Genomic DNA, 20252 nt, shown 5'->3' with positions numbered 1-20252 from the left:
AACCGCAAGAGGGCGGTTTTTGTATAGAGACTAAATTAATCTGGATCGCGCTTGCGGCGGCGGGGATTTCCCCCATCGCCCGGTATTCCCTGACTTCTGTACCAGTGGTACCACTCTTTAGAACTGCGAATTGCCAGCCACAGCAGCAGCATAGCAATTAATGCACCCTCTCTCGGAGCATCAAAAGCAAACAAAACCAAGGAAATACACAGAACATCTTGCAGAAAAATCACCCAAATCGGTAAAATTTGTAGTCGGTAAAGCCATCCTGCTTGTACCAGTTGCAGAACCAAAGCCAACAAACCTCCGACAATACCAATAATCCACAGCATCCAAGGATGAGCAGTAATTTCGTCGATCGCACTTACCTGAGCGATCGCAACTCCCATAATTGCTCCTACAATGGGACTGAAAATAATTTGCACAACTTGCAGCACCCGCTGTCCCACAAAAGTTTTAGAAGCAAATAACTCTAATAGCGACCAACTCACCAAGATGGATATCACCACTTGGGGGTGAAGCCCAGACAATAAAGGTATTTCCGACCAAAGTTTGTCAATTCGCAACAAACCAATTAACAGCAGGGGCAGGGCAATTCTCATACCCCCCGCCGCAGACGCAGAGAGCGCGGCTAGGAGTCCAACCATAAGAATAATTCAGTTCATAACGTTTGCTACAGCCTCGATCTATTTCAGAATTTAATTCCCCTGGTGACTGGCTGTGATTTGAGCGATCGAACTCAAATTGCTAGTTGAGCTTAAATATCACCCTCTATTGTAAGTGTATTTGCTTAATAGCTGCTTGGGAGTCCCAGATTGTCGATCGACACAAAGTAGACAGCGCTTATGTAGAAGGCACTTATGCAGAATTAGACTGAAATTGTGATTAAATTATAAAGTATCGAAAAACCAGCAGCTAAGCCAAAACAATTAAATTTAAGACGCCAGCTAACCAAGAGCTTTCCGGCAAATTCTTCTCCTGTCTCCCCTCTTCCGCCTTCCCTCTTTCCTCTTCCGCCTTCCCTCTTCCTTCTTCCCTCTTCCTTCTTCCTTCTTCCTTCATCTTATGTCTGAATCATTATTTGCTGATGCCAGTCGCCGACTAGAAAGAGCCTTAAAATATGTATCCCTTTCCGAGGATACGATCGAGCGGCTCAAATATCCCAAATCCAGCTTAATAGTATCAATTCCCGTGCGGATGGACGACGGTTCCCTGCGAATTTTCCAAGGTTATCGAGTACGCTACGACAATACCAGAGGCCCGTCTAAAGGAGGAGTACGCTACCATCCAAATGTATCCCTCGATGAAGTGCAATCCTTGGCATTTTGGATGACATTTAAATGTGCGGTTCTCAACTTGCCCTTTGGAGGAGCCAAGGGCGGAATTACTGTCAATCCCAAAGAATTGTCCAAATTTGAATTGGAAAGGTTGAGCCGGGGTTACGTTGATGCGATCGCAGATTTCATCGGCCCAGATATCGACATTCCCGCACCGGATGTCTACACCAATCCCATGATTATGGGTTGGATGATGGATCAGTACAATATAATTAAGCGGCAGCTTTGTCCAGCGGTAGTGACAGGTAAACCGGTAACAATTGGCGGCAGTTTGGGCAGAGATACGGCAACAGCAATGGGCGCTTTTTTTGTAATAGAAACCATTCTACCCAAATTTGAACTAAATCCTCAAGATACAACCGTAGCAGTACAAGGTTTTGGTAATGCCGGTGCAGAAATAGCAGAATTGCTGTGGAAAGCAGGTTACAAAGTTGTCGCAGTCAGCGATTCCCAAGGGGGAATTTATGCCAAACAAGGGCTGGATATCCCCAGCCTCCGCCGCTTTAAAGAGTCGAACAAAGGTATCAAAGCTATTTACTGCGAAGGTTCTGTTTGCAATATTGTCGAACACGAAATATTGACAAACGAGCAACTTTTGGCCTTAGATGTAGACGTGCTGGTTCCAGCAGCTTTGGAAAATCAAATAACGGAAGCAAATGTTAATGATGTTAAGGCTAAGTTTATTTTTGAAGTAGCTAACGGGCCGATCGATTCTGCTGCTGATTTGATTTTGGAAGCGAGAGGAATTCAGGTAATTCCTGATATTTTAGTCAATGCTGGTGGCGTAACGGTTAGTTATTTTGAGTGGGTGCAAAATCGCAGCGGACTTTATTGGACGCTGGAGGAAGTGAACCAGCGGTTGCAGCATAAAATGGTCGAAGAAACTGAGGCAATTTGGAAAAAATCTCAGGAATTGTCAGTTTCCATGAGAACTGCTGCTTATGTGTACGGGTTAAATCGACTGGGAGAAGCGATGAATGCGAAGGGAACGCGGGATTATTATGTGAACGGTTGAAGAACTCGTACTGGGAAGTAATTGTAGGGTGCGTCGCCATCGACAATCCCTTGCATAAAAATCGACAATCTTACAGCGACGCACCTTACGAAATAGTTGAGGAAACAAACCGTTAGAGTCGATACAGGCGTTTCCTTCACAGGGTTGTCACCCCGTCAAGGCAATTATTTCACGGGGTGACAACGCCAGCAATTCTTCAATAGAGAAAGGTTCAGGTTGAGGAATTGCAGCTTCAGCGTCCATGAGTTCTCTTATTTTCTCAAAAATCAAAACTGCTTCTGCTTCTCCGTCAGTTAGTTTTTCATAAAAATAAGGTATCGAAAACCAATGCTCAAAAGTAATTTCTAACAAACCATTAGTTGCTAATTGCACTTGCCAATATCTAGAATATCTGCCATCAATTATCTCAAATAACGGGGCTGGATTCTCTATAGGATAATAAGTATAGCGCTCATCGCAAATATAGTACCCTAAATTTCCTTGCCATTGGGAGATACCATAGACAGTATACTCTTTACCGACTATCAATTTAAATTCAGTTTCTTTGGTGATATCTAGCGGTGGATTTAGGTAATTTTCCGGCAGGTCTGCTCCTTTGTTGGCAATGCAGCGAATTTTCATATATTAACCTCACTGGTTTTTAGGTGCTATTTTAGGGTATGTACGTTTAATTTTGTACTCCACATTTTGCAGTGTGGAGGTATTTCTATACCAATGAATTTCAACGACATATCCCTCGATAATAGCGGTTTGGTTACTAGCCATTTTATACCAATCTTCAGGCTGACCGCCATAGTGGGCAACCAATCTGGGAGCATCTCCTAGTGGTCTCCTGGAGCCACCTTGAATCATGATGGCAGGTTGAGCCTTAGCGTCTTGCAGCAGTATTTGTTCTTGTAAATTGGTGGGAATATCATCTGGAATTGCACCTCTGATCATGTTGATATTAGTTACAAACTCTAAAAAAAGGCTAATCCAATTATACAATACCGCTATTGCACGCAACAAATACCGTAGGGTGCGTCGCTGTCGATAATCTGTCGATAGGCTTGAAAATTTCGCAGCGACGCACCCTACAAATACTTAATCTACCAGTTCATCTAAGGAAAGCTTCAGAAGGTCGCACAATGCTTTCGTCTGTTCTAGATACAGCTTTGGAATATGTCTGCCCGCTTCCCAATTTTTTACAGTGGTTACAGTCACGCCCAATCGATCGGCAACTTGCTGCTGTGTCAAAGACAGCGATTGCCGTCGCTGTTTGAGTTTTTCACCCACACTACTCATTCACTGTACCGATTTCAGAATTTCTATGGTTAACTTGACTTAACCCAAATTTGTCCGTAGTATGAGAGGAGAACATCGCGTTCGTCAGAAAGCCAGTGCATCCCGGCTACCAACCTATCAGCACTGGCTCTGGCTCCCATACGTAGGTCGACAAGTTAATTATGCCTTACAAAGAACGACTTTATCCTTGGATTATGGTTCGTTTGCTGCCCAAAATGCAGCGTGTGACAGTTGGTCAGTTTCGCACTCGATCGGATGCGGACGGTCATCTGGAGATTCTCCGTCGCTTGGTTCCTGGTGCGAAATTCGTGGTGATATTTAACCCCGACCTTCTAGAGTCCCAGCAACCTGACACTTGCTACATAACATCAGATCGGTAATTCTCAAAAAAAGAAATCCCCAAAACCAGGGGATTTCTCATATTTAAGCCAAAGCTAAATCTACTTAGTCTCAGGCATCAAACACTTATCAGAATCGCAGCCCGCAGGCCCCGAATCCATCATTTCACCCAAGTCATAACGACTCAGTGCCACCTGGAAAATATCAATTTGACGACGCACTAAAACGTCTTTCAACATTGTCTCGTAAGTCTCCTTTTCAATCGGTTCAAAGGGCAAACGCGGGAAAGTTTCCAGAGCATCAAACCGAGCCAAAAGTGCTGCCGAAATGTAGCCTTCATCATCGCGAATCGCTTCGTAAATCCGAGTACCCAAACTTTCAACTTCATTTTCCCGCAGCTCAATGGTGGCCGAAGTGTTGTGTCTGACATAGAACTTTTGTACCTGCATATAAAAGTCCATTTGTGCGGCAGCCGAGAACTTGTTAATGTCAATTTCATCAGCACCGGGTAAATCAGCCCAACTTACCGCAACAGGTATTTCTACCAGCCATTCCGTGCAGCGTTCATCGAAGGGATTGTTCAGCAAATTGCCGTTTTCATCTTTGTCAGATTGAGACGGAATCACGTTGTATCCGTAGTCGATGCAGGCGAGGGCTACAGGGTCGTTTTTGCCGAAAGTGATTCGGCGAATGAAACGCTGGGCTTTGGGCGGATGCCACCCCGGAGAAGCGCCTGTCAGCAGAGATTTAGTACCCGATGGTTGCACGGTTGTGCAGCGATTGGGGCGTTTTAAGGAATGGCGATCGCAATAATCCCAAACTACCCGATTCACAATCTCCCGCCAACCAGTCAAATACTCTTCTTCCCGCTGTTTAAACGCGATTCCTTGCGGAGTTTGCGGGCGGCCTTCCACCCACCAGCGCAGCCACTCAACGCCGAAAGCATGAACGAAGAAATCGAACAATCCAGTAAAAGATACACCGACGATCGGGTCTAATTCGCGGCTGTATTGATAGCGCGGTTCAAGAAATTTGTGATTGAGAAGTACCGCGACAGATATAGCTGCGGCGGTGAAAGCTTCCTCTTGTTCTTTGAAATTGTAAGGGTCAATTTGATTGAGGTGAACCTCAGAAAGATTACAGTGGAAGTTAGAGCCGATGATTTCCAGTTATGTTACCCTAAAGGCTTTTTATCCTCTAGTTCTACAGATTCCATGTTCCCTGTAGCTCGGCGTACTTTTTCATCTACTTTAGTTGTAGATGCCCCGCACTCTTGCCAGGATTATGTTCTTCAATAAAGAAGGTTCACCTGGTACGCTCTACGGTGGTAAAGGATTTTTAATTCCCCTACTTACCTCGGAGTTAACATCTCAGTCTTCTCCGATTTTGCGAGGTTTTTAACGTGAGGCAAAATTACTTACCACACGGGTTTAAACCCAAACGAACTGACCGATGATCTAGTTCTTTATCCGTCATATTAGGATGACGTTCTTGCAACCACTGTTTAGATTTTCCTTCGTCGTAAGCTTTCAAAAACTCAAGTTTAAGACTCGGCGTTGAAAGTAAGTCAACGTTAGCTCTAGCTACAGCTTCGCCCGCCCACTGAATCGCACCTTCTCCGCTATAATACTGTTGGCGAACGGCATCAATACATTCTTCCCGCGTTGGTTTATGATGAAAAACACGAGAGTGATTTGCCATTCTCAAAGCATCTCGATCTGGGTCAATTTTCCAGTTGCCGTTTGCATCTTGTTGCCACAGATTGTTTTTAGCATTTGCCCCCAGTTGATCACTAGAATCAAACTGACGAATTCCCGCGCTCCTTCTAATATTTCCAGCGACGATAGTGACCGCAGCTTCGTCAATCAATACGCAGCATTCAACTGAATTTAACTGCCGCCCTTGAGCTTTATTCAAAATTGCCGCGCACCGCTGATAAAGGTCGGGCAATTTCACCGGATTTGCTACTCCGCCAAAACCTTTTAAAGGTTCTCCAACCGGGCGAACGTCGCTCAAATCGATGAAGATTTGAACTGATCCAGCAAATCTTTCATCTGTGGATAATTCCAGCAAAGCTTGATAGGATTTTACCCAACCTTGGCGGGAATCTCCGACATAAATTGTGGCAGTTTTTTCGTCTATTTTTACTTCGGTTTCTTGGCGGCGGGATTGAGCGGGTGTAGAGCCGATCGCACCTTGGACTGTCACGGTTAAGCGGTTGCGGATCGGTGGCAGTTGGTTGATGTATTTTGGTTCCAAGACTGCACCTGTGCCGCAGCCCATCATTGCCAAATCCATCAATAAACCAAAGGCCCGCCAGTCGATAATATTTGTTGACGAACAGTTATATGCGCCGGAAAAGTTCTCTGGCTGTTCGATCCATTTGCTGCCACCTACCCACAGCCAGCGGCCTGAAGCGAGGGTTTTGAGCTCGTTTTGCATCCGGTGCAGCAGTTGTGTTTCTTCGGGGGTGAGGTTTCCGAGCTTTTGGAGCCCCTTGACTGTTCGATCGCACACTTCGGCCCAAGTCTCCCGCCCTGTCTCGGTACGGCGGCTGTACGTCCTAAAAAATACTGGATTGGCTGCGGGTGCTGTTTCGGGAAAATCGGACAGGTTGCGTTTCTCGCGGGCACTCGATCGCTCTAATTCTCGAACCATAGGTTGTGTACTGACGTGTCGGAATATATCAAACTACGAATATACAACAGGATTCAGATTTAGGGTAAAAGGTTAATATATTTGACAATTTGCACTAGATATGGGGCACGGAAGTTGACAAGCTCGATCGCGCGATCGCCCAAAAACTTCACCAAAAAACCCGATTCCTTCCAGAAACCGGGTTAATCACAAATGTTGTTAATTGTCAATTCTTTGTCAATAAAAACTCAATATTCGGCAGCAGCGGGTCTTGAACAACCCCCACACCGTTAAATCCCCAACGTTCGAGTAGCTTTTTGACCTGAGAACCAGAAATCGATTCTACTCCGAATCGATCGGCAACATCCGCTGCGTGGGCATTCAGATAGCTCAAAGCGTCATAGTCTTCGCGAAACATCAGCAGGTAACTCACCGCCGAATCTGGATTGGGACAAGCGCTGATATATTTGCCGTCAGCACGAGAGCGGAGCAAGTAGAAAACTTGAGATAACATCTTATCTTTGTTGTCAAAATAATAGATTAACTCAAATTGGGAATTGGGAATTGGGAATCGGGAATCGGGAATTGGGAATCGGGAATTCTCTTCCTTCTTCCTTCTTCCTTCTTCCTTCTTCCTTCTTCCTTCCCCTATTTAAATCAAAGTCAGTGCTAAGCCTTTAAATCCCCTGCCATCGCCAATTTGACCTACAATCGAAGCTTGACCGGTCGTCAAATTGATATTGTACAGGCTCGAAACTCCGCCAACCTCGATCGCAGCCAAAGCCCTCTCGTTACCGCCCACACTCCTGACATCAAAGCCGATAACGGTACCAGCATCGACTCCCAAAGATCCGATCGTATTCAACACTCCATTATTCGGCGGATCTTGCCGCACCAAAACGTCTAAATTGCTGTCGATGGCAAACAAAGTTGTCGAATTTACCCCAGGCAAATTGTTAGTATACGCAGCAGCCGCCACCCCCGGAGAATTTCCAAAATTGCGATCGCCCGCAGCATAAGCCAAATTCCCGTCGAGTTGAATTCCCCCCGTCAGCGTGTCAGTATCCACAACTGCCGCTGTATCCGGGTTCAGGCGGGCGTTTTGACCAGCTTGATTGACAAACCGAATGCGATCCACCGTCGGATTGAAATCAAAACCCGCAGCCCCCGGAGTCACACCAACAGGAAATTGCCCGCTACCGACTTGACTTGCAGCCCCAGTCACGGGATCGATCGCGTACAAGCGATTGCTAGAACCCACACCGTAAAGCAAACCGTTAGCGGGGCGAAAATCAATTCCCAGCAAACTTTCTCCCGGCTGCAACCCTGTAACTGCCACGTCGCTGAGAATAGCCCGCGGTGCCGCCTCATTAAAACCGACAATTGTTTCGGCGCCATTTCTGACAGTTAAAGCGTAAGCTGTAGGCAAAGGCAAAGCCAAACCGTTAATCTGTCTCCCGTCGGCAATTTGACCGACAAAGGAAGCTTGACCGCTACTTAAATTGATATTGTACAAGCCGGAAATGCCCCCAACTGCCAGCGCCGCCACTGCGACATCGCGGCCGCCAATACTCCTAATATCAAAGCCGAGAACGCTAGAAGCATCAACTCCCAAAGATCCGATCGTATTCAACACTCCATTATTCGGCGGATCTTGTCGCACCAAAACATCCAAATCGCTGTCAATTGCAAACAGCGTTGTCGAAGTTGACCCGGCAAAATTGTTAGTATACGCAGCAGCCGCAGCCCCTGGACTTGACCCAAAATTGCGATCGCCCGCCCGGTAAGCCAAATTCCCGTCGAGTTGAATTCCCCCCGCCAGCGTGTCAAAATCGACAACTCCCCCGTTATCTGGGTTGAGGCGGGCGTTTTGACCGGCTTGATTGACAAACCGAATGCGATCGACTGTCGGATTGAAATCAAAACCCGCAGCCCCCGGAGTTAGAGGAACAGCAAACTGCCCGTTACCCACTGGACTTGCTTCCCCAGTCATCGGATTGACAGTATACAAGCGATTGCTAGAACCCACACCGTAAAGCACACCGTTAGCGGGGCGATAATCAATTCCCAGCAAACTTTCTCCCGCTTGCAATCCAGTCACAGGAAAATCTGAGATCACACTTCCCGGATTGGAAAGACTAAAACCGACAATCCGATTAGCAGGAGTTAAAGCATAAGCCGTTGTCCGCGGTGGAGGCGGGGGGTTGGGAACAATGCTGTTAATATTATTAGTGAAATTGGCCGGACCGATCGAACTTTGTCTCACCCCTTTGAGAGTCGCGAAAAATTCTCCAGTCACCCGGTCTTGAATAACAGTATCGTTTCCAGCTTCCAAAATATTCAAGTCGCTAAAACTGACACCTTCGCCCAAACCGATTAAATCTGTACCTGGTACAAAATCGGCGATCGCGTCCGCGTTTCCCAAATTAACACCGCCGCTGGTACGGAAAGGTTCAGCCTCAGCGTAGCGCCTCAAAACAAATACGTCTGCCCCGTCTCCGCCTATGAGGACATCAGTATCTCGATCGCCCGACAAAACATCATTCCCGGAGTTACCGGATATGGAATCGCTGCCTTTTCCGCCAACTAAAAAATCGTTACCTTCTCCGCCGTTAATAGTGTCGTTATCTAAATCTCCAAAAATCGAATCTTGACCTAAGTTTCCCTCAATTAAATCGCTTTGCTTTCCTCCATAAATGCTGTCATTACCAGAGTTTCCGGCAATGGTGTCATTGCCCATTAAACCAAAAATCAGGTCATCTTCTGGAGTTCCGGCTAGCAAGTTTGCTTGTGCGTTGTCTCTTATTTCTGCCATGCTCTAATCACCCTCTAATTTTGATACTTCCGTTGCCTAACGGCGGTGGTATTCTCAGTCAAAACATCACAAATTCGCACTTTTAGGATAGTTTTTCTTATTTTCGGCTGTAGGGGTTGGTTGCCATAAAAGTATTACACGCAGCTAAAATGATACATAAACCCTCCCCCCGATTCAAATAAACCCACTCCTAAATACCGCTCACTTAACCGTATTTTATAGTTGGCTGTGTAGCCAAGGGCGATCGCAGCTCAACTGCAAACAGGCAAGCTGAAATTTTTAGCGGTGCGAACTTATGAAATTTTGTACTGCGTTCATTAGTAATATACGCTGAATCTCTAATTTTGGATCTGTAAAGTCAAAAATTATTTTTAAACTTTAATCTTAAAGCCTCCGAAGGCGGGCTTTTTGTGTGTAGTGGCGACAACCATCGCTCAATATAAAGTGGATTATAAATGCGGAATTGGCATAATAAGTGGAACAGTCGTCTGAAAAGGAGTTAAGGTTTCCTGCAAGGGTTTAAACCCCATGCCACAATCGGGGTTTCACATTAAGTTGACACCAATTAGTTTTGCCTGGGAACCCAAAAAAGCAGTTTTTTCGCTTCTTCTTTCTTCCTTCTTGCTCAGGACTTACGCAGGACTCAGGCAAGCACACATTGCGACTGCTAATCAAACTTGATTTAATTATATACTGCCGCCGCAACTAGATCAAGTCTGCACGGAAAATTCCTCTGCATCAATATCCCAATTTACCCAGCGAATTGCCTCCCTAGCTGATGTCAGGTTAGGCGGCACTCTCAAAGCGTGAATGAATCCCGTACTCGGACAAGTCATTTTTAACAAACAAATCGGCTCCACATCGGCGTTATCTATTTGTAATAGTGCATATTCCTGCCAACTATCTATTTGTTTTGCTGACAACTCTTGAATTATGCGATCGTAACCAATCCCTTGAATTAACACTCGCCTCAGTTCGGCATTGTCTTCTGTTAAAAGCCATTGCGATTGCCATTGATTTGGGTGGACTTTGCCGTATTCTTCAGGCAATTTGACACCGTGATAATAGTAAAAATTCCATCCATCTGCAAACTCGATCGCAGGTTCTCCTTCCGCGTGCAGGCGGTTTTGGCTGTCAAAGCGCAGGTGGCGGGGGCGATCGCACACTACGCAAATTTTTTCAAAGGGAAATATCCAACCGCAATACTCGAAAAGCAGCTTTTGGGAGCGAAGTATTTCTTGTACCTTTTGGGAAATATTGACGCCTAATGAAGAGATATACCAGTGCGCTAAATAGATTTCCTTAAACAAAGTCGTGGGGGTTTTAGGGGATTTAAGGGATAATAAATTATTGGGAAAAACATTCCCCCTCGTTCGTTCTGATTGCACATAGCTTTCAACCAATTCGTACATTAGCAAACTCAGTGTGGTGTCTGCTTCGGACTCGATAGTCATGCTATAGAGCTCATAGTTCCACAGGCCCGGACTTGCAAATTCTCCCACAGGGGACATCCATTTCTGGTCTAGATTTATCCCCAATCTATTATGGTAGCGTTTGAGCAAGTTGAAGATTTGGGGATAAGCGTCGCGGAGACTGTTGCAAATAATAACTGTGGTAATTTGATTGTCGTATAGAATCAGTGTTGTCAGATTGTTGATACTCCCCACTGATGAATCAGGGGGATTCTTGACTAAGACCACAAAGGGACTTTCAAAGGCGTTATCAATGTGCCTCTACTGACTTCTTTGAGACAAATCCCCAAAGTTGCCGCTACTTTTCTACCGATATTGCCTGCCCCATTGCAATCTGCATTAATCAACAAACCTTCAAGAGTGCGATACAATCCGCGCTTAACTCTTTGACCGCTTGGTTGCCACCCTTCTGGTTTTTCGCAGAATTTAGGTAGCAAATCAAGATCGACAAAGGAAGCCTTCGACCTATACGATTCTTCCGTTTCGATAAACCGAATCCCATACTGTTCGCATAACTGAGAAATACGAGATTTTAGCCTGCCAGTTGGAATCTGAACAAAATTTTGATTAGTTTTAGATCCCAAATTAATACCATTTTTCATTCCAGCATTCCAGCCGAATACTACAGTGCCAATTTTATTTAGCAAGCAATGATTTATTACTTTTCGAGCTGCTTTGTTGACAGCATCTCGCATGGTGCGATTGCGATTCTCAGTTAAACACTCCAATCGCTTTGACCAGTAACCATTCGCTTTCCCTTTCATCAAAAACGCAACACGCTTGTTATATCCTTGATTGATGGACTTCAGATGTAGTCCGTCAATTATCAAGCTAGTCCCCACATTGCTGATACAAGTCAACCAATTGTTCATCCCGTGGTCTATCATCAAAGCATTGGATTGATCTACCTCTACTTGGACATCTTTCGATTTGTAAATCAACTCTAAATAGAAGGAACCGTTTCGAGGTATAATCCTATATTCTCTGATTGCTTTGTAGTCTAGGTTGGTAGGCATAGGGAGATAGAAAGCATCCAAGCCGAACCAAGTTTTAACTTTGCTGCCCAATGGGAATCTCAGTAATCCATCCTTAAGCCGGACAGAGCGACCTGTATAAGTCACTAAAGCTAGACCGCCTTGTCGATAATTTGGCAATCTAGGTCTTTGGGTTACAGTGCCTTTACCAATTTTTTTCAGTAGTCCAATGTAGGATTTAAAAGACTCAGCGACGGTAGTTAAAATCTGTTGCGCGGTATCGGAATAAAATGCTTTGTAATGCAAGTTATGATTTTCTGTTCCAAGCACTTTGTGCAACTTGGCCCTACTCGGTATTTTGCCTGTTTTAAAGTACATTTGATGAGCATAATATATTCCGCAGTTAGTCAACTTCGATGACTCGCTGCACAGGAATTCTAAAATTGCTTTTAAGTCTTTAGTTGGGCTGATTAAATTCTGTTGACATCCAAACATATTCTTTTTCCTCCTTGTTACAGTATACTAGAATAATAGAATTATATTCTATCAACAATAAACATTATAATTCTGTTTTTATTCATGATTTTACCCGTACTATAGCTCGATATACAGCACGGGTAAAATCTGTCGTAGCCTATCTTCTGCTATGAAAGAATTAATTGAGCACACAGATGTTAGGTGACGGTCGTCGCTGCCGCTTTCCTCCCCATGTCTAAAGCCAGGGGCTTCTCGCTCGTTTTTTGGTGAGCGAGCCGAGGGAACTAATGTCGGTAATTCTATTTCTGCCCAGATTGAGTGTTGTCAAATTGGTGAGCGAACCGAGAGAGCTGATGTCGGTAATTCGATTGCTGCGGAGATCCAGTTCTGTCATGCTTGAAAGTATCTGCTCCGCTGCTTCAGGGTCATCAGTGCCAGCCTTTTTTAACAACACTTTAACTGTGCGCCTTGCCTCTGCTGAAAGGCTGTCAATATCCCTGCACCAGTCAGCAAAGCTGCTAAAACTCATTGGCTCGTTTGGTTGTTTTTCTGACACAAAACACTCCGAGATGGGTAATGGGGCATCGGGCAAACAGGGCATGAGAATATCGTTAACTTTTGACTTCGCCTGCTGCTACTTGCAAATCGATGTCATTTCTCCTTTTGCGGTCGATCGCGATCGGTACTATCAGCCAAGCCACTTGAGAAAAAAAATTAGGTTTTTCACCTACTCAACACTTTGAATTAGTTTAATGTTATTTCTCAGCCATTCATTGACCAAAGCTTGAACCTCAATCTTTTTATGCTCGGCAATTTTAGTCACAAAGTCCTCGACATCGGGTTCGAGATAAATGGGATAATGAAACCTAGCATCAGGATGGTAAAACTTGCCTTGCTCTGATGAAGAAAAATCATACTCTGATTTCATAATTTCCTCTCTTGATAAGGTTGGGTTTCTGTGAAATTAGCTTTGCGGGCTGAAATAATCCGAATTATACAGGAGGTGCGATCGGTTTGTTCAAAGGTATGGACAACAACCCTTAAAATTCCTGTTTCATCTAAGCCTATGGTAATCCATCTATCTTCATCTTGACTGTGTTCTTCATCATAGATTGTTAATTGAGAACGATCGCGGAAAACAGTTGATGCCAAACGAAAATTTAATTGATGTTTGCGAATATTTTGCTTTTCTTTGGCTGGATTCCAATCAAAATTATAATCCAAAGCAATTTATCATGTTAAATCGAGGTACTATCAAATTATAACACAAGTTATAAGCTAGGGTTTTTCACCCCGCGTGCGAATAATTCTTCTATTTCAAATCTTCCAGCTTAATCCGAGGATCGATCGCCTTCAGCAACAAATCCGCCAACAAATTACCAACAATCAACATGGTAGCGCCCATCATCAAACTTGCCATGACTAAGTACAAATCTTGATTTGTCACGGCTTCCAAAGTCAGCTTTCCCAAACCAGGCCAATTAAAGAAAAATTCAGCAATAAACGCACCGCTCAACAAACTAGCAAACTCAAAACCCAATAGCGTAATCAACGGATTAATCGCATTCCGCAGAGCGTGAACGTAAATTACTCGATTGTCGGGTAAACCTTTTGCCTTGGCGGTGCGGATGTAATCTTGACGCAGCACGTCCAATAATTGTCCGCGCATCAATCTTTGCAAGCCTGCAAAACCAGTAACGCTGAGGGCGACTGTTGGCAAGATTAAGTGCCAGCAGTAATCGAGGATTTGACCCCACCAAGGTAAGTCTGCATGGTCGATGCTGGTCATTCCTCCGACGGGGAAAAGAGGGGAAGTATTTTGAGCAAAAAATAGCAGCAGCAAGGCTGTGATAAAGCTGGGAAATCCCTGTGCGGTGTAGCTGACTACTTGCAAAACTCGATCGACAGTTTTATTCTGATTGACGGCGGCGACTATTCCCAAAGGAAGCGCTATCGCCCAAGTTACAATCAAAGAGGCTCCTGCCATCAACAACGTCGCCGGCACCCGTTCCCACAGCAGCGACGCTACCGATCGCTGATACACAAAACTCGTGCCAAAATTTCCCCGCGTCACAATTTGTTGCAACCACAGCCCGTACTGCACAATCGCTGGTTTATCTAAGCCGAACTGCTGTTCGAGTTGCTTGAGTGTCTCAGGCGAAATCTTGGGATTTTGGCTCAAGGTATCTAAGTAATTTCCCGGTGCAAGCTCGATAATTGCAAAACAAAGAGCCGATGCTAAAAATAGGGTTAAAAGTGCTTGCAACAGTCGCTTGACAACATAGGTAAATGTCTCGCCACCAAACAGAGAATTTAACATTCGCCAATTTCGATTAGATTTAATAGAAGTCATACTCTTTTAGATTTTAGATTTTAGATTTGTGCATGATATTAATGCCGATTGCATCGGAATGATTTAACCACAGAGAACGCAGAGATCGCAGAGAAAGAGAAGAGATAGATGAATAATTCCGATGCAAAGGTCAAGGATATTATTTGTCAGTAGTTTTTATTCAGCAGTCAACAGTTAACAGTCAACAGTCAACAAATATCAAAACCGAGTATCATACCCCCTTTATTCTTTAAGTCGGCGTAGGCCGACTTTGTTTGTATAGACGCGGTTTCAACCGCCGAGTGATCAAGGGGATATTTAACCCGGATTTGGTATAACTAATACTCCACTAGCGTGACGATCGGCACATCCGGCAATTTCTGCCTGCCGCCCAAAGCCTGCAATTCGATCACAAAAGCAAAACCGACAAGCTCGCAGCCCGCTTGCTGCAACAACTGAGCCGTCGCCGCCGCTGTTCCGCCAGTGGCGATTAAATCGTCCACAATCAGCACCCGGCTGCCGGTTGTCATCGCATCTTTGTGCATCTCCAGTCGATCGACACCATACTCCAACTCGTACTCAGCAGAATAAACTTCTCCAGGCAGTTTTCCCGGTTTGCGGACAGGAATAAAGCCCACTCCCATTTTATAAGCCAAAGGCGCGCCAAAGATGAAGCCGCGGGATTCCATGCCCACCACATAGTCAGCAGACATTGCAGAGCATTTTTCAGCTAAACTGTCAATGGTATACCTCAGCCCTTGGGGGTTGCGGAGCAAGGTTGTAATGTCTCGAAACATAATTCCCGGTTTGGGGAAATCAGGAATGTCGCGAATCAGAGATTTGAGATCCATAAAGCTTGCAGATCGGAGTTGAGGGTAATCAGGCATCAAAAATGGTACAATGATAACCTCAAATTTTTCAATTTAAAACTAAAATTCAAACTAAGAGCTTCTTAAATTTTTATTCTTTAATTGCTTAATGCTTTACGTACTATGTAAACAAATGTCATAATTCCTTAACAACAGGGTTGAATATCACCATTTGTCAACCTATGATCTAAAGTCAAAAATATAATATCTAAAATCCAATGATCAAGTTGGCAGCACGAGTGGGCGAGGTTCCTCCTTCCATAACCTTGGCGATCGCAGCTAAGGCTAAAGCCATGAGGGCAGAAGGGATTGATGTCTGTAGTTTGAGTACGGGAGAACCCGACTTTGATACCCCCGAACACATTAAAGCGGCGGCAAAGCAAGCTTTGGATGCGGGGAAGACTAAGTATGGCCCTGTGGCTGGGGAACCGCTGTTAAAGGCTGCGATCGCCCGCAAACTCCGCGACGACAACAATCTTAACTATCAACCGGAAAATATCATTGTCACCAACGGCGGCAAGCATTCGCTTTACAATCTGATGATGGCTCTGATCGAGCCTGGAGATGAAGTAATTATTCCGGCTCCCTACTGGGTGAGCTACCCAGAAATGGTCAAACTCGCCAGCGGTAAGCCCGTAATTGTACGGACAGATGCTTCTACAGGATATAAAATTACACCGGATCAACTGAATCGAGCGATTACTCCCAAAACCAAGTTATTTGTGCTGAATTCGCCTTCTAACCCGACGGGAATGGTTTACACTCCAGCGGAAATCAAAGCGCTGGCCGAGGTGATAGTCGATCGAGATATTTTAGTCGTTTCGGACGAGATTTACGAAAAAATCATATATGACGGCGCGCAACACGTCAGCATCGGTTCCCTGGGTAAGGAAATCTTTGATCGCACCCTGATCAGCAGCGGTTTTGCCAAAGGTTATTCCATGACAGGCTGGCGCATTGGCTATTTAGCCGGGCCGCTCGAAATAATTAAAGCCACCAGCACCATTCAAGGTCACAGTACCTCAAACGTGTGTACTTTTGCACAGTACGGCGCGATCGCAGCTTTGGAAAGCAGCCAAGAGTCTGTCGAAACCATGCGACTAGCTTTTGCCGATCGGCGTGAAGTAATATTTGAATTACTCGATGCTATCCCCGGCATTAGCTGCATCAAACCAGACGGCGCTTTCTATATGTTTGTCAACATCAGCAAAACAGGAATGAATTCTCTGGAATTTTCCGATGCTTTCTTAGAACAGCAGCAAGTAGCAGTCATTCCCGGCATTGCTTTTGGCGCAGACGACCACATTCGCTTGTCTTACGCCACCGATTTAGGCACAATTAAAAAAGCCGTAGAAAGGCTCGATAAATTTGTCCGCAGCATCTAAAAATTAGTCATTAGTCATTGGTCATTGGGCGAAGCGAAGCGGAGGGATTGGGCGAAGCGAAGCGGAGGGATTGGGCGAAGCGAAGCGGAGGGATTGGGCGAAGCGAAGCGGAGGGATTGGGCGAAGCGAAGCGGAGGGATTGGGCATTGATCATTGGTAGCAACTCACTAATGACTAATGACTGCTGACTAATGACTAATGACTAATGACTGCTGACTAAAGCTGTTTCGTCATAATTTCCTTCAGCAAATCCAGCCCCTTCTTAACTCGCCGAGAAACAGTCACCGCGCTGATACCCAAGCGTTCGGCTGTTTCTTTCTGCGTCAAATCGTAGAGAAAAACAAACTCCAATATCTCGCGAGTCCGTTTTTCCAACATCGCCAAAGCTTGCTGTACCCGAATTTGATCCTCTTGCGCCAACTGAAAACTCCGATACTTGCTATCGGGCACCAATTCTCCCAGACAAGTCGCCCCCTCATCTTCATCTTGCACCGGCGCGTCCAAACTCAAAGGCGATCGGTTGAGGTGGGCCAACTTAATTTCTCGCCATTCTTCAACAGAAACCTCAAGCACTGCTGCTACTTCTGCATCCGTAGGTTTGCGGTTGAACTGCACCTGCAAATCCTTGATTGCTGCGACAGACTTACGTTCCAGGGCCAGCCAGTGGCGCGGAACTCGCACCGAAGGGCTTTTGTCTCGCAAGTAGTGTTGAATTTCGCCCCGAATGTAGGGAATTGCAAAGGAACTAAAAGCGTGTCCCCTCGACAGCTCGAATCGCTCGATCGCCCTAATCAACCCAATACACCCAACTTGCTGCAAATCGTCGTAGCTTTCACCGCACTGGTTCATCCAGTGGTAAACTTCTTTTCTCACCAGTCCAATATTCAGTTGAACTAACTGATTGCGGACTTCATTCGAGCCAGAATCTTGGTACTCGCGCAACAATTGCAAATTTTCGCTTTTTAGCTCGTTGGGGATTGTGGTAGACATGGTGGCATAAGGGTTGGTAGAGCAGAGGACTGATGTTGCTTTATATCTAGTTTCCAATCTAGTCTAAAAAAATATATCTTGATGTGGTGTAATCCTAGCATTGAATAGCCGTGATCGCGGACACAGCAGTTGAATCTTTTTACTGCTAAGCGATTTGGCGAATTCATCCAAAAATATTTAGCAAAATCATTAAATTTACGGACATTCTTTTTTGACACCACATTATAATCTAAAATCTGTTTAAACGCAATACTCTTATTAATTAAAAATCTTATAACTCATAACGCCTTAAATCATAAATTTAGTCATTAGTCAACAGTCTTAAGTTATCTTGCCAAAGACTGTTGGCTAATGAAGGGCGAGCAGTAGCTTTAGGGCAAAAAACTGCTCAAGTTCGTTGGCGAAGCCCTCGCAGAGGATCGATCCAGAAAGCCAATTTTACGACACAGAAGGCTCAATGCGAGCGTAAAACAAACCGCGAATTTTCACATCCAAAGCAGGTCTAGCTCCCAAATCAGTATCAGAAGTCTGTCTGCTTTCAAAAATCCCGCCTATTTCGCCAGTGGCGCTGTTGACTTTAGCAACTTGCAAAGAAATTTTGCCCGCCTTGGTGCTGGTGTCAGCCAGCTTCACATTAGAGCGTTTGAGTTTGGAATTGTCTGTAGCCGGAAGCGCTACAGCATGGTCGTAGCCCGTGGCTACCCCGCGAGCTTTAGGGTCTAAAAAGCTAGCGCTGCGGTAAGAAGGAACGTTAAATTCTCCTCGCAAATCGGTGGAAGTATTGATAGCAACCACTCCAGGCTCGGAACTGGCTACCAGCTCTTTAATAGTGAACAAGAAAGGTACTTGCTCTCCGCCCGGTAACAGAATCGTAATTGCTTGAAAGTCCAAGCCATCCTCTTCTGTAAAAGTCAGAGTCCCATCATTACCAACCTCAAGCTTACCTTGAACTTGGTCAATGCTCGACGTGAACCGAGTCAGCACTTTACCAGGCACAAATTCTGCCTCTTGGCGTTTGTTTGCTGGTTCTTCCTTCACAAAATAAGTTGTGGGCTGCAAACACATACCAGTCAGTTTATAGGTTGCGCCCGCTTCAATAGGGATCGAGCCACGAGAAGTTTCTGCCAAACTAGGGCAGTTATTTGCCAATCCAGTACCTCTGATCTGGTCGTAGGTGAGTAACTCGGTAGTCGCCACCGTTGTATCAGGAGCCGAAGAACAAGCAACCAGTGCACTCATGCAAAATGCTAAAAGTGCAACAATTAAAGCACGATATTTCATTGCCAACATCAATCTCCAACATCGGATTATATTAAGAAAAAGCCCTAATTCGAGCAAAATATAATTGCCCGCCGGCGGGCTAGGCCAGCGCCATAGCAGCATTTAGATCCAGATCGCTCGCTTCACCGACACCGGCTTTTACTCAAAAAATTGAGCTAGTGCAGTGAAAATAAGCAAGAACTGATGATTTCTCAAAATGTTCGGATCGCAGCCCAATACACATGGTACGACGGGTTGTGCTCTTTTCCTGACTTGGACTGCAAATTAATATTGCTTAAGTCAACCCACTTAAGTTACGTTGCTTATTGGCCCCGAATGCCGATCGCCACTAGCTCGATTAGCTGACACCAGCGGCCCGGCACAAAGGCCTTGTAGATTTCAAAGGAAGCAGCGGTATGGACAACGGCAAAAATTTAGAGTCAGAAAAGTTGCAGTCTCAACTGCAATCGCTGACTGAGGCGATTCGGACTTTAGCCGAAAGTTGTCAGGGAGACAGTGTGCTGCTTTTGACCCTGCTGCGGGCGCTGGAAGCTTCGCACCAGGAAATTCGGGACGGTTTGTTCCAAGCATCTTTTCCCGACAACCGCCAAGCAGTTTACAAACTGCTCAGGAATATTGAAGCCAATGGCGGCTGGCCTTACATCCAGCGTATGAAACTTCGATCGCTCTTGGGGTACGCCCAACAATTATCTCCCCTAGAAGATGATCCGGCCAAGTCTGAGCATGACTCGGCCGGGACTGAGCAAGACCTTAAATAGTTATGAGTTGTGAGTTGTGAGTGGCTGAGTGCGTGAGTTTTCAGTTGCGAGTTTAAATCACTCGCAACTGGCACCTGGTAACAAAAGCGAATCACACCTAGAACCCGAAAGGTGTAGGAGGTACAGGTATCGGACTCGGCAGCATCGCAGGAAATACCGGCATCTGGCCGGGCATCGGCAAGAGTCCGGGAGTAGGCGTCTGGGCGATCGAACTAATTGACACCATTGAATCAGGCGCGGTAACAGTCGGCGCAGTCGGAATCCTCGCAGCCGTCGGAGTTGGAGTC

23 protein-coding genes and 1 pseudogene are annotated in these 20252 nt (G+C 45.4%); 5 read left to right on the top strand and 19 right to left on the bottom strand.

Annotated elements, in window-relative coordinates; genetic code table 11:
- Positions 1-35 precede the first annotated feature (35 nt).
- Complete coding sequence (locus QUB66_RS07070; RefSeq protein ID WP_265237010.1) at positions 36-647, bottom strand: DUF4126 domain-containing protein; 612 nt, start codon at positions 645-647, stop codon at positions 36-38.
- Positions 648-751: 104 nt separating this feature from the next.
- On the opposite strand from QUB66_RS07070, the gene QUB66_RS07065 reads away from it, so the two are divergent.
- Positions 752-877: a hypothetical protein gene (locus tag QUB66_RS07065; protein ID WP_265237008.1), complete on the top strand. Its 126-nt coding sequence runs from the start codon at positions 752-754 to the stop codon at positions 875-877.
- Between the two features lie 38 nt (positions 878-915).
- Here QUB66_RS07065 and QUB66_RS07060 read toward each other — a convergent pair whose 3' ends face one another.
- Positions 916-1062, bottom strand: a complete 147-nt coding sequence (locus QUB66_RS07060) for a hypothetical protein (protein WP_265237006.1) — start codon at positions 1060-1062, stop codon at positions 916-918.
- Positions 1063-1065: 3 nt separating this feature from the next.
- Between QUB66_RS07060 and QUB66_RS07055 the strand changes: the two genes are divergently transcribed.
- Complete coding sequence (locus QUB66_RS07055) at positions 1066-2352, top strand: Glu/Leu/Phe/Val family dehydrogenase (protein ID WP_332967023.1); 1287 nt, start codon at positions 1066-1068, stop codon at positions 2350-2352.
- A gap of 147 nt (positions 2353-2499) precedes the next feature.
- Here QUB66_RS07055 and QUB66_RS07050 read toward each other — a convergent pair whose 3' ends face one another.
- The 3 genes from QUB66_RS07050 to QUB66_RS07040 all read right to left on the bottom strand — a co-directional run bounded on the left by QUB66_RS07050 (position 2500) and on the right by QUB66_RS07040 (position 3636).
- On the bottom strand, positions 2500-2973 hold the full coding sequence (locus tag QUB66_RS07050) for a hypothetical protein (RefSeq protein ID WP_265237002.1): 474 nt from the start codon (positions 2971-2973) through the stop codon (positions 2500-2502).
- A gap of 9 nt (positions 2974-2982) precedes the next feature.
- On the bottom strand, positions 2983-3339 hold the full coding sequence (locus QUB66_RS07045; protein ID WP_265237000.1) for a hypothetical protein: 357 nt from the start codon (positions 3337-3339) through the stop codon (positions 2983-2985).
- 96 nt (positions 3340-3435) lie between these two features.
- The gene (locus tag QUB66_RS07040; RefSeq protein ID WP_265236998.1) at positions 3436-3636 is read right to left on the bottom strand and encodes a helix-turn-helix transcriptional regulator; all 201 of its coding nucleotides are present in this window, start codon (positions 3634-3636) and stop codon (positions 3436-3438) included.
- Positions 3637-3797: 161 nt separating this feature from the next.
- Here QUB66_RS07040 and QUB66_RS07035 point away from each other — a divergent pair, with 161 nt between their 5' ends.
- Positions 3798-4016, top strand: coding sequence for a hypothetical protein (locus QUB66_RS07035; protein WP_265236996.1), 219 nt, complete (start codon positions 3798-3800; stop codon positions 4014-4016).
- A 60-nt stretch (positions 4017-4076) separates the two neighbouring features.
- Here QUB66_RS07035 and nrdJ (QUB66_RS07030) read toward each other — a convergent pair whose 3' ends face one another.
- From nrdJ (QUB66_RS07030) to QUB66_RS06980, 11 genes are all read right to left on the bottom strand, one after another.
- Entirely contained in the window at positions 4077-5087 is a 1011-nt protein-coding gene (gene nrdJ / locus QUB66_RS07030; RefSeq protein WP_375339813.1) for a ribonucleoside-triphosphate reductase, adenosylcobalamin-dependent, read from the bottom strand.
- A 301-nt stretch (positions 5088-5388) separates the two neighbouring features.
- Complete coding sequence (nrdJ, locus tag QUB66_RS07025) at positions 5389-6633, bottom strand: ribonucleoside-triphosphate reductase, adenosylcobalamin-dependent (protein WP_332967021.1); 1245 nt, start codon at positions 6631-6633, stop codon at positions 5389-5391.
- Positions 6634-6838: 205 nt separating this feature from the next.
- Positions 6839-7126 (bottom strand): hypothetical protein, encoded by a 288-nt coding sequence (locus QUB66_RS07020; protein ID WP_265236994.1) that lies wholly within the window; start codon positions 7124-7126, stop codon positions 6839-6841.
- 138 nt (positions 7127-7264) lie between these two features.
- On the bottom strand, positions 7265-9427 hold the full coding sequence (locus tag QUB66_RS07015) for a DUF4394 domain-containing protein (RefSeq protein ID WP_332967020.1): 2163 nt from the start codon (positions 9425-9427) through the stop codon (positions 7265-7267).
- Between the two features lie 710 nt (positions 9428-10137).
- Entirely contained in the window at positions 10138-11127 is a 990-nt protein-coding gene (locus tag QUB66_RS07010) for a DUF6745 domain-containing protein (protein ID WP_332967018.1), read from the bottom strand.
- Complete coding sequence (locus QUB66_RS07005; RefSeq protein WP_332967017.1) at positions 11118-12368, bottom strand: RNA-guided endonuclease InsQ/TnpB family protein; 1251 nt, start codon at positions 12366-12368, stop codon at positions 11118-11120. Before QUB66_RS07005 ends, QUB66_RS07010 begins: the two co-directional genes overlap by 10 nt.
- Before the next feature lie 217 nt (positions 12369-12585).
- Positions 12586-12906, bottom strand: a complete 321-nt coding sequence (locus QUB66_RS07000; protein ID WP_265236987.1) for a leucine-rich repeat domain-containing protein — start codon at positions 12904-12906, stop codon at positions 12586-12588.
- Positions 12907-13077: 171 nt separating this feature from the next.
- Complete coding sequence (locus QUB66_RS06995) at positions 13078-13278, bottom strand: hypothetical protein (protein WP_332967015.1); 201 nt, start codon at positions 13276-13278, stop codon at positions 13078-13080.
- Positions 13275-13574: a BrnT family toxin gene (locus QUB66_RS06990; protein WP_332967013.1), complete on the bottom strand. Its 300-nt coding sequence runs from the start codon at positions 13572-13574 to the stop codon at positions 13275-13277. Before QUB66_RS06990 ends, QUB66_RS06995 begins: the two co-directional genes overlap by 4 nt.
- A gap of 88 nt (positions 13575-13662) precedes the next feature.
- A complete protein-coding gene (locus QUB66_RS06985; protein ID WP_333002858.1) occupies positions 13663-14703 on the bottom strand; it encodes an ABC transporter permease in 1041 nt (346 codons plus the stop codon).
- A 317-nt stretch (positions 14704-15020) separates the two neighbouring features.
- Positions 15021-15533 carry an adenine phosphoribosyltransferase gene (locus QUB66_RS06980; RefSeq protein ID WP_265236982.1) on the bottom strand — a complete coding sequence of 171 codons (513 nt, stop codon included), beginning with the start codon at positions 15531-15533 and terminating at the stop codon, positions 15021-15023.
- Between the two features lie 236 nt (positions 15534-15769).
- On the opposite strand from QUB66_RS06980, the gene QUB66_RS06975 reads away from it, so the two are divergent.
- Positions 15770-16936, top strand: a complete 1167-nt coding sequence (locus QUB66_RS06975; protein ID WP_321161625.1) for a pyridoxal phosphate-dependent aminotransferase — start codon at positions 15770-15772, stop codon at positions 16934-16936.
- Between the two features lie 216 nt (positions 16937-17152).
- On the opposite strand, the gene QUB66_RS06970 is transcribed toward QUB66_RS06975, so the two are convergent.
- Together QUB66_RS06970 and QUB66_RS06965 are read right to left on the bottom strand one after the other, a co-directional pair.
- Entirely contained in the window at positions 17153-17926 is a 774-nt protein-coding gene (locus tag QUB66_RS06970) for an RNA polymerase sigma factor SigF (RefSeq protein WP_265237065.1), read from the bottom strand.
- Positions 17927-18364: 438 nt separating this feature from the next.
- Complete coding sequence (locus QUB66_RS06965) at positions 18365-19207, bottom strand: photosystem II manganese-stabilizing polypeptide (protein ID WP_265236980.1); 843 nt, start codon at positions 19205-19207, stop codon at positions 18365-18367.
- Between the two features lie 395 nt (positions 19208-19602).
- Here QUB66_RS06965 and QUB66_RS06960 point away from each other — a divergent pair, with 395 nt between their 5' ends.
- Positions 19603-19965 carry a hypothetical protein gene (locus QUB66_RS06960; protein WP_265236978.1) on the top strand — a complete coding sequence of 121 codons (363 nt, stop codon included), beginning with the start codon at positions 19603-19605 and terminating at the stop codon, positions 19963-19965.
- A 97-nt stretch (positions 19966-20062) separates the two neighbouring features.
- On the opposite strand, the pseudogene QUB66_RS06955 reads toward QUB66_RS06960, so the two are convergent.
- Positions 20063-20252 (bottom strand): annotated as a pseudogene (locus QUB66_RS06955) (calcium-binding protein); the annotation flags it as partial.

The organism is Microcoleus sp. A2-C3, from assembly GCF_036706065.1.
In the GTDB taxonomy this organism is placed as follows: domain Bacteria; phylum Cyanobacteriota; class Cyanobacteriia; order Cyanobacteriales; family Microcoleaceae; genus Microcoleus.
This window is presented reverse-complemented; position numbering and strand designations above follow the sequence as displayed.

Excerpts from the sequence above, each read along its gene's own strand:
- QUB66_RS07070 (WP_265237010.1), bottom strand. The coding sequence starts at position 647 with ATGGTTGGACTCCTAGCCGCGCTCTCTGCGTCTGCGGCGGGGGGTATG.
- QUB66_RS07060 (WP_265237006.1), bottom strand. The coding sequence starts at position 1,062 with ATGAAGGAAGAAGGAAGAAGGAAGAGGGAAGAAGGAAGAGGGAAGGCG.
- QUB66_RS07055 (WP_332967023.1), top strand. The coding sequence starts at position 1,066 with ATGTCTGAATCATTATTTGCTGATGCCAGTCGCCGACTAGAAAGAGCC.
- QUB66_RS07050 (WP_265237002.1), bottom strand. The coding sequence starts at position 2,973 with ATGAAAATTCGCTGCATTGCCAACAAAGGAGCAGACCTGCCGGAAAAT.
- QUB66_RS07040 (WP_265236998.1), bottom strand. The coding sequence starts at position 3,636 with ATGAGTAGTGTGGGTGAAAAACTCAAACAGCGACGGCAATCGCTGTCT.
- QUB66_RS07035 (WP_265236996.1), top strand. The coding sequence starts at position 3,798 with ATGCCTTACAAAGAACGACTTTATCCTTGGATTATGGTTCGTTTGCTG.
- nrdJ (WP_332967021.1), bottom strand. The coding sequence starts at position 6,633 with ATGGTTCGAGAATTAGAGCGATCGAGTGCCCGCGAGAAACGCAACCTG.
- QUB66_RS07020 (WP_265236994.1), bottom strand. The coding sequence starts at position 7,126 with ATGTTATCTCAAGTTTTCTACTTGCTCCGCTCTCGTGCTGACGGCAAA.
- QUB66_RS07015 (WP_332967020.1), bottom strand. The coding sequence starts at position 9,427 with ATGGCAGAAATAAGAGACAACGCACAAGCAAACTTGCTAGCCGGAACT.
- QUB66_RS07005 (WP_332967017.1), bottom strand. The coding sequence starts at position 12,368 with ATGTTTGGATGTCAACAGAATTTAATCAGCCCAACTAAAGACTTAAAA.
- QUB66_RS06995 (WP_332967015.1), bottom strand. The coding sequence starts at position 13,278 with ATGAAATCAGAGTATGATTTTTCTTCATCAGAGCAAGGCAAGTTTTAC.
- QUB66_RS06985 (WP_333002858.1), bottom strand. The coding sequence starts at position 14,703 with ATGACTTCTATTAAATCTAATCGAAATTGGCGAATGTTAAATTCTCTG.
- QUB66_RS06980 (WP_265236982.1), bottom strand. The coding sequence starts at position 15,533 with ATGGATCTCAAATCTCTGATTCGCGACATTCCTGATTTCCCCAAACCG.
- QUB66_RS06975 (WP_321161625.1), top strand. The coding sequence starts at position 15,770 with ATGATCAAGTTGGCAGCACGAGTGGGCGAGGTTCCTCCTTCCATAACC.
- QUB66_RS06970 (WP_265237065.1), bottom strand. The coding sequence starts at position 17,926 with ATGTCTACCACAATCCCCAACGAGCTAAAAAGCGAAAATTTGCAATTG.
- QUB66_RS06965 (WP_265236980.1), bottom strand. The coding sequence starts at position 19,207 with ATGAAATATCGTGCTTTAATTGTTGCACTTTTAGCATTTTGCATGAGT.
- QUB66_RS06960 (WP_265236978.1), top strand. The coding sequence starts at position 19,603 with ATGGACAACGGCAAAAATTTAGAGTCAGAAAAGTTGCAGTCTCAACTG.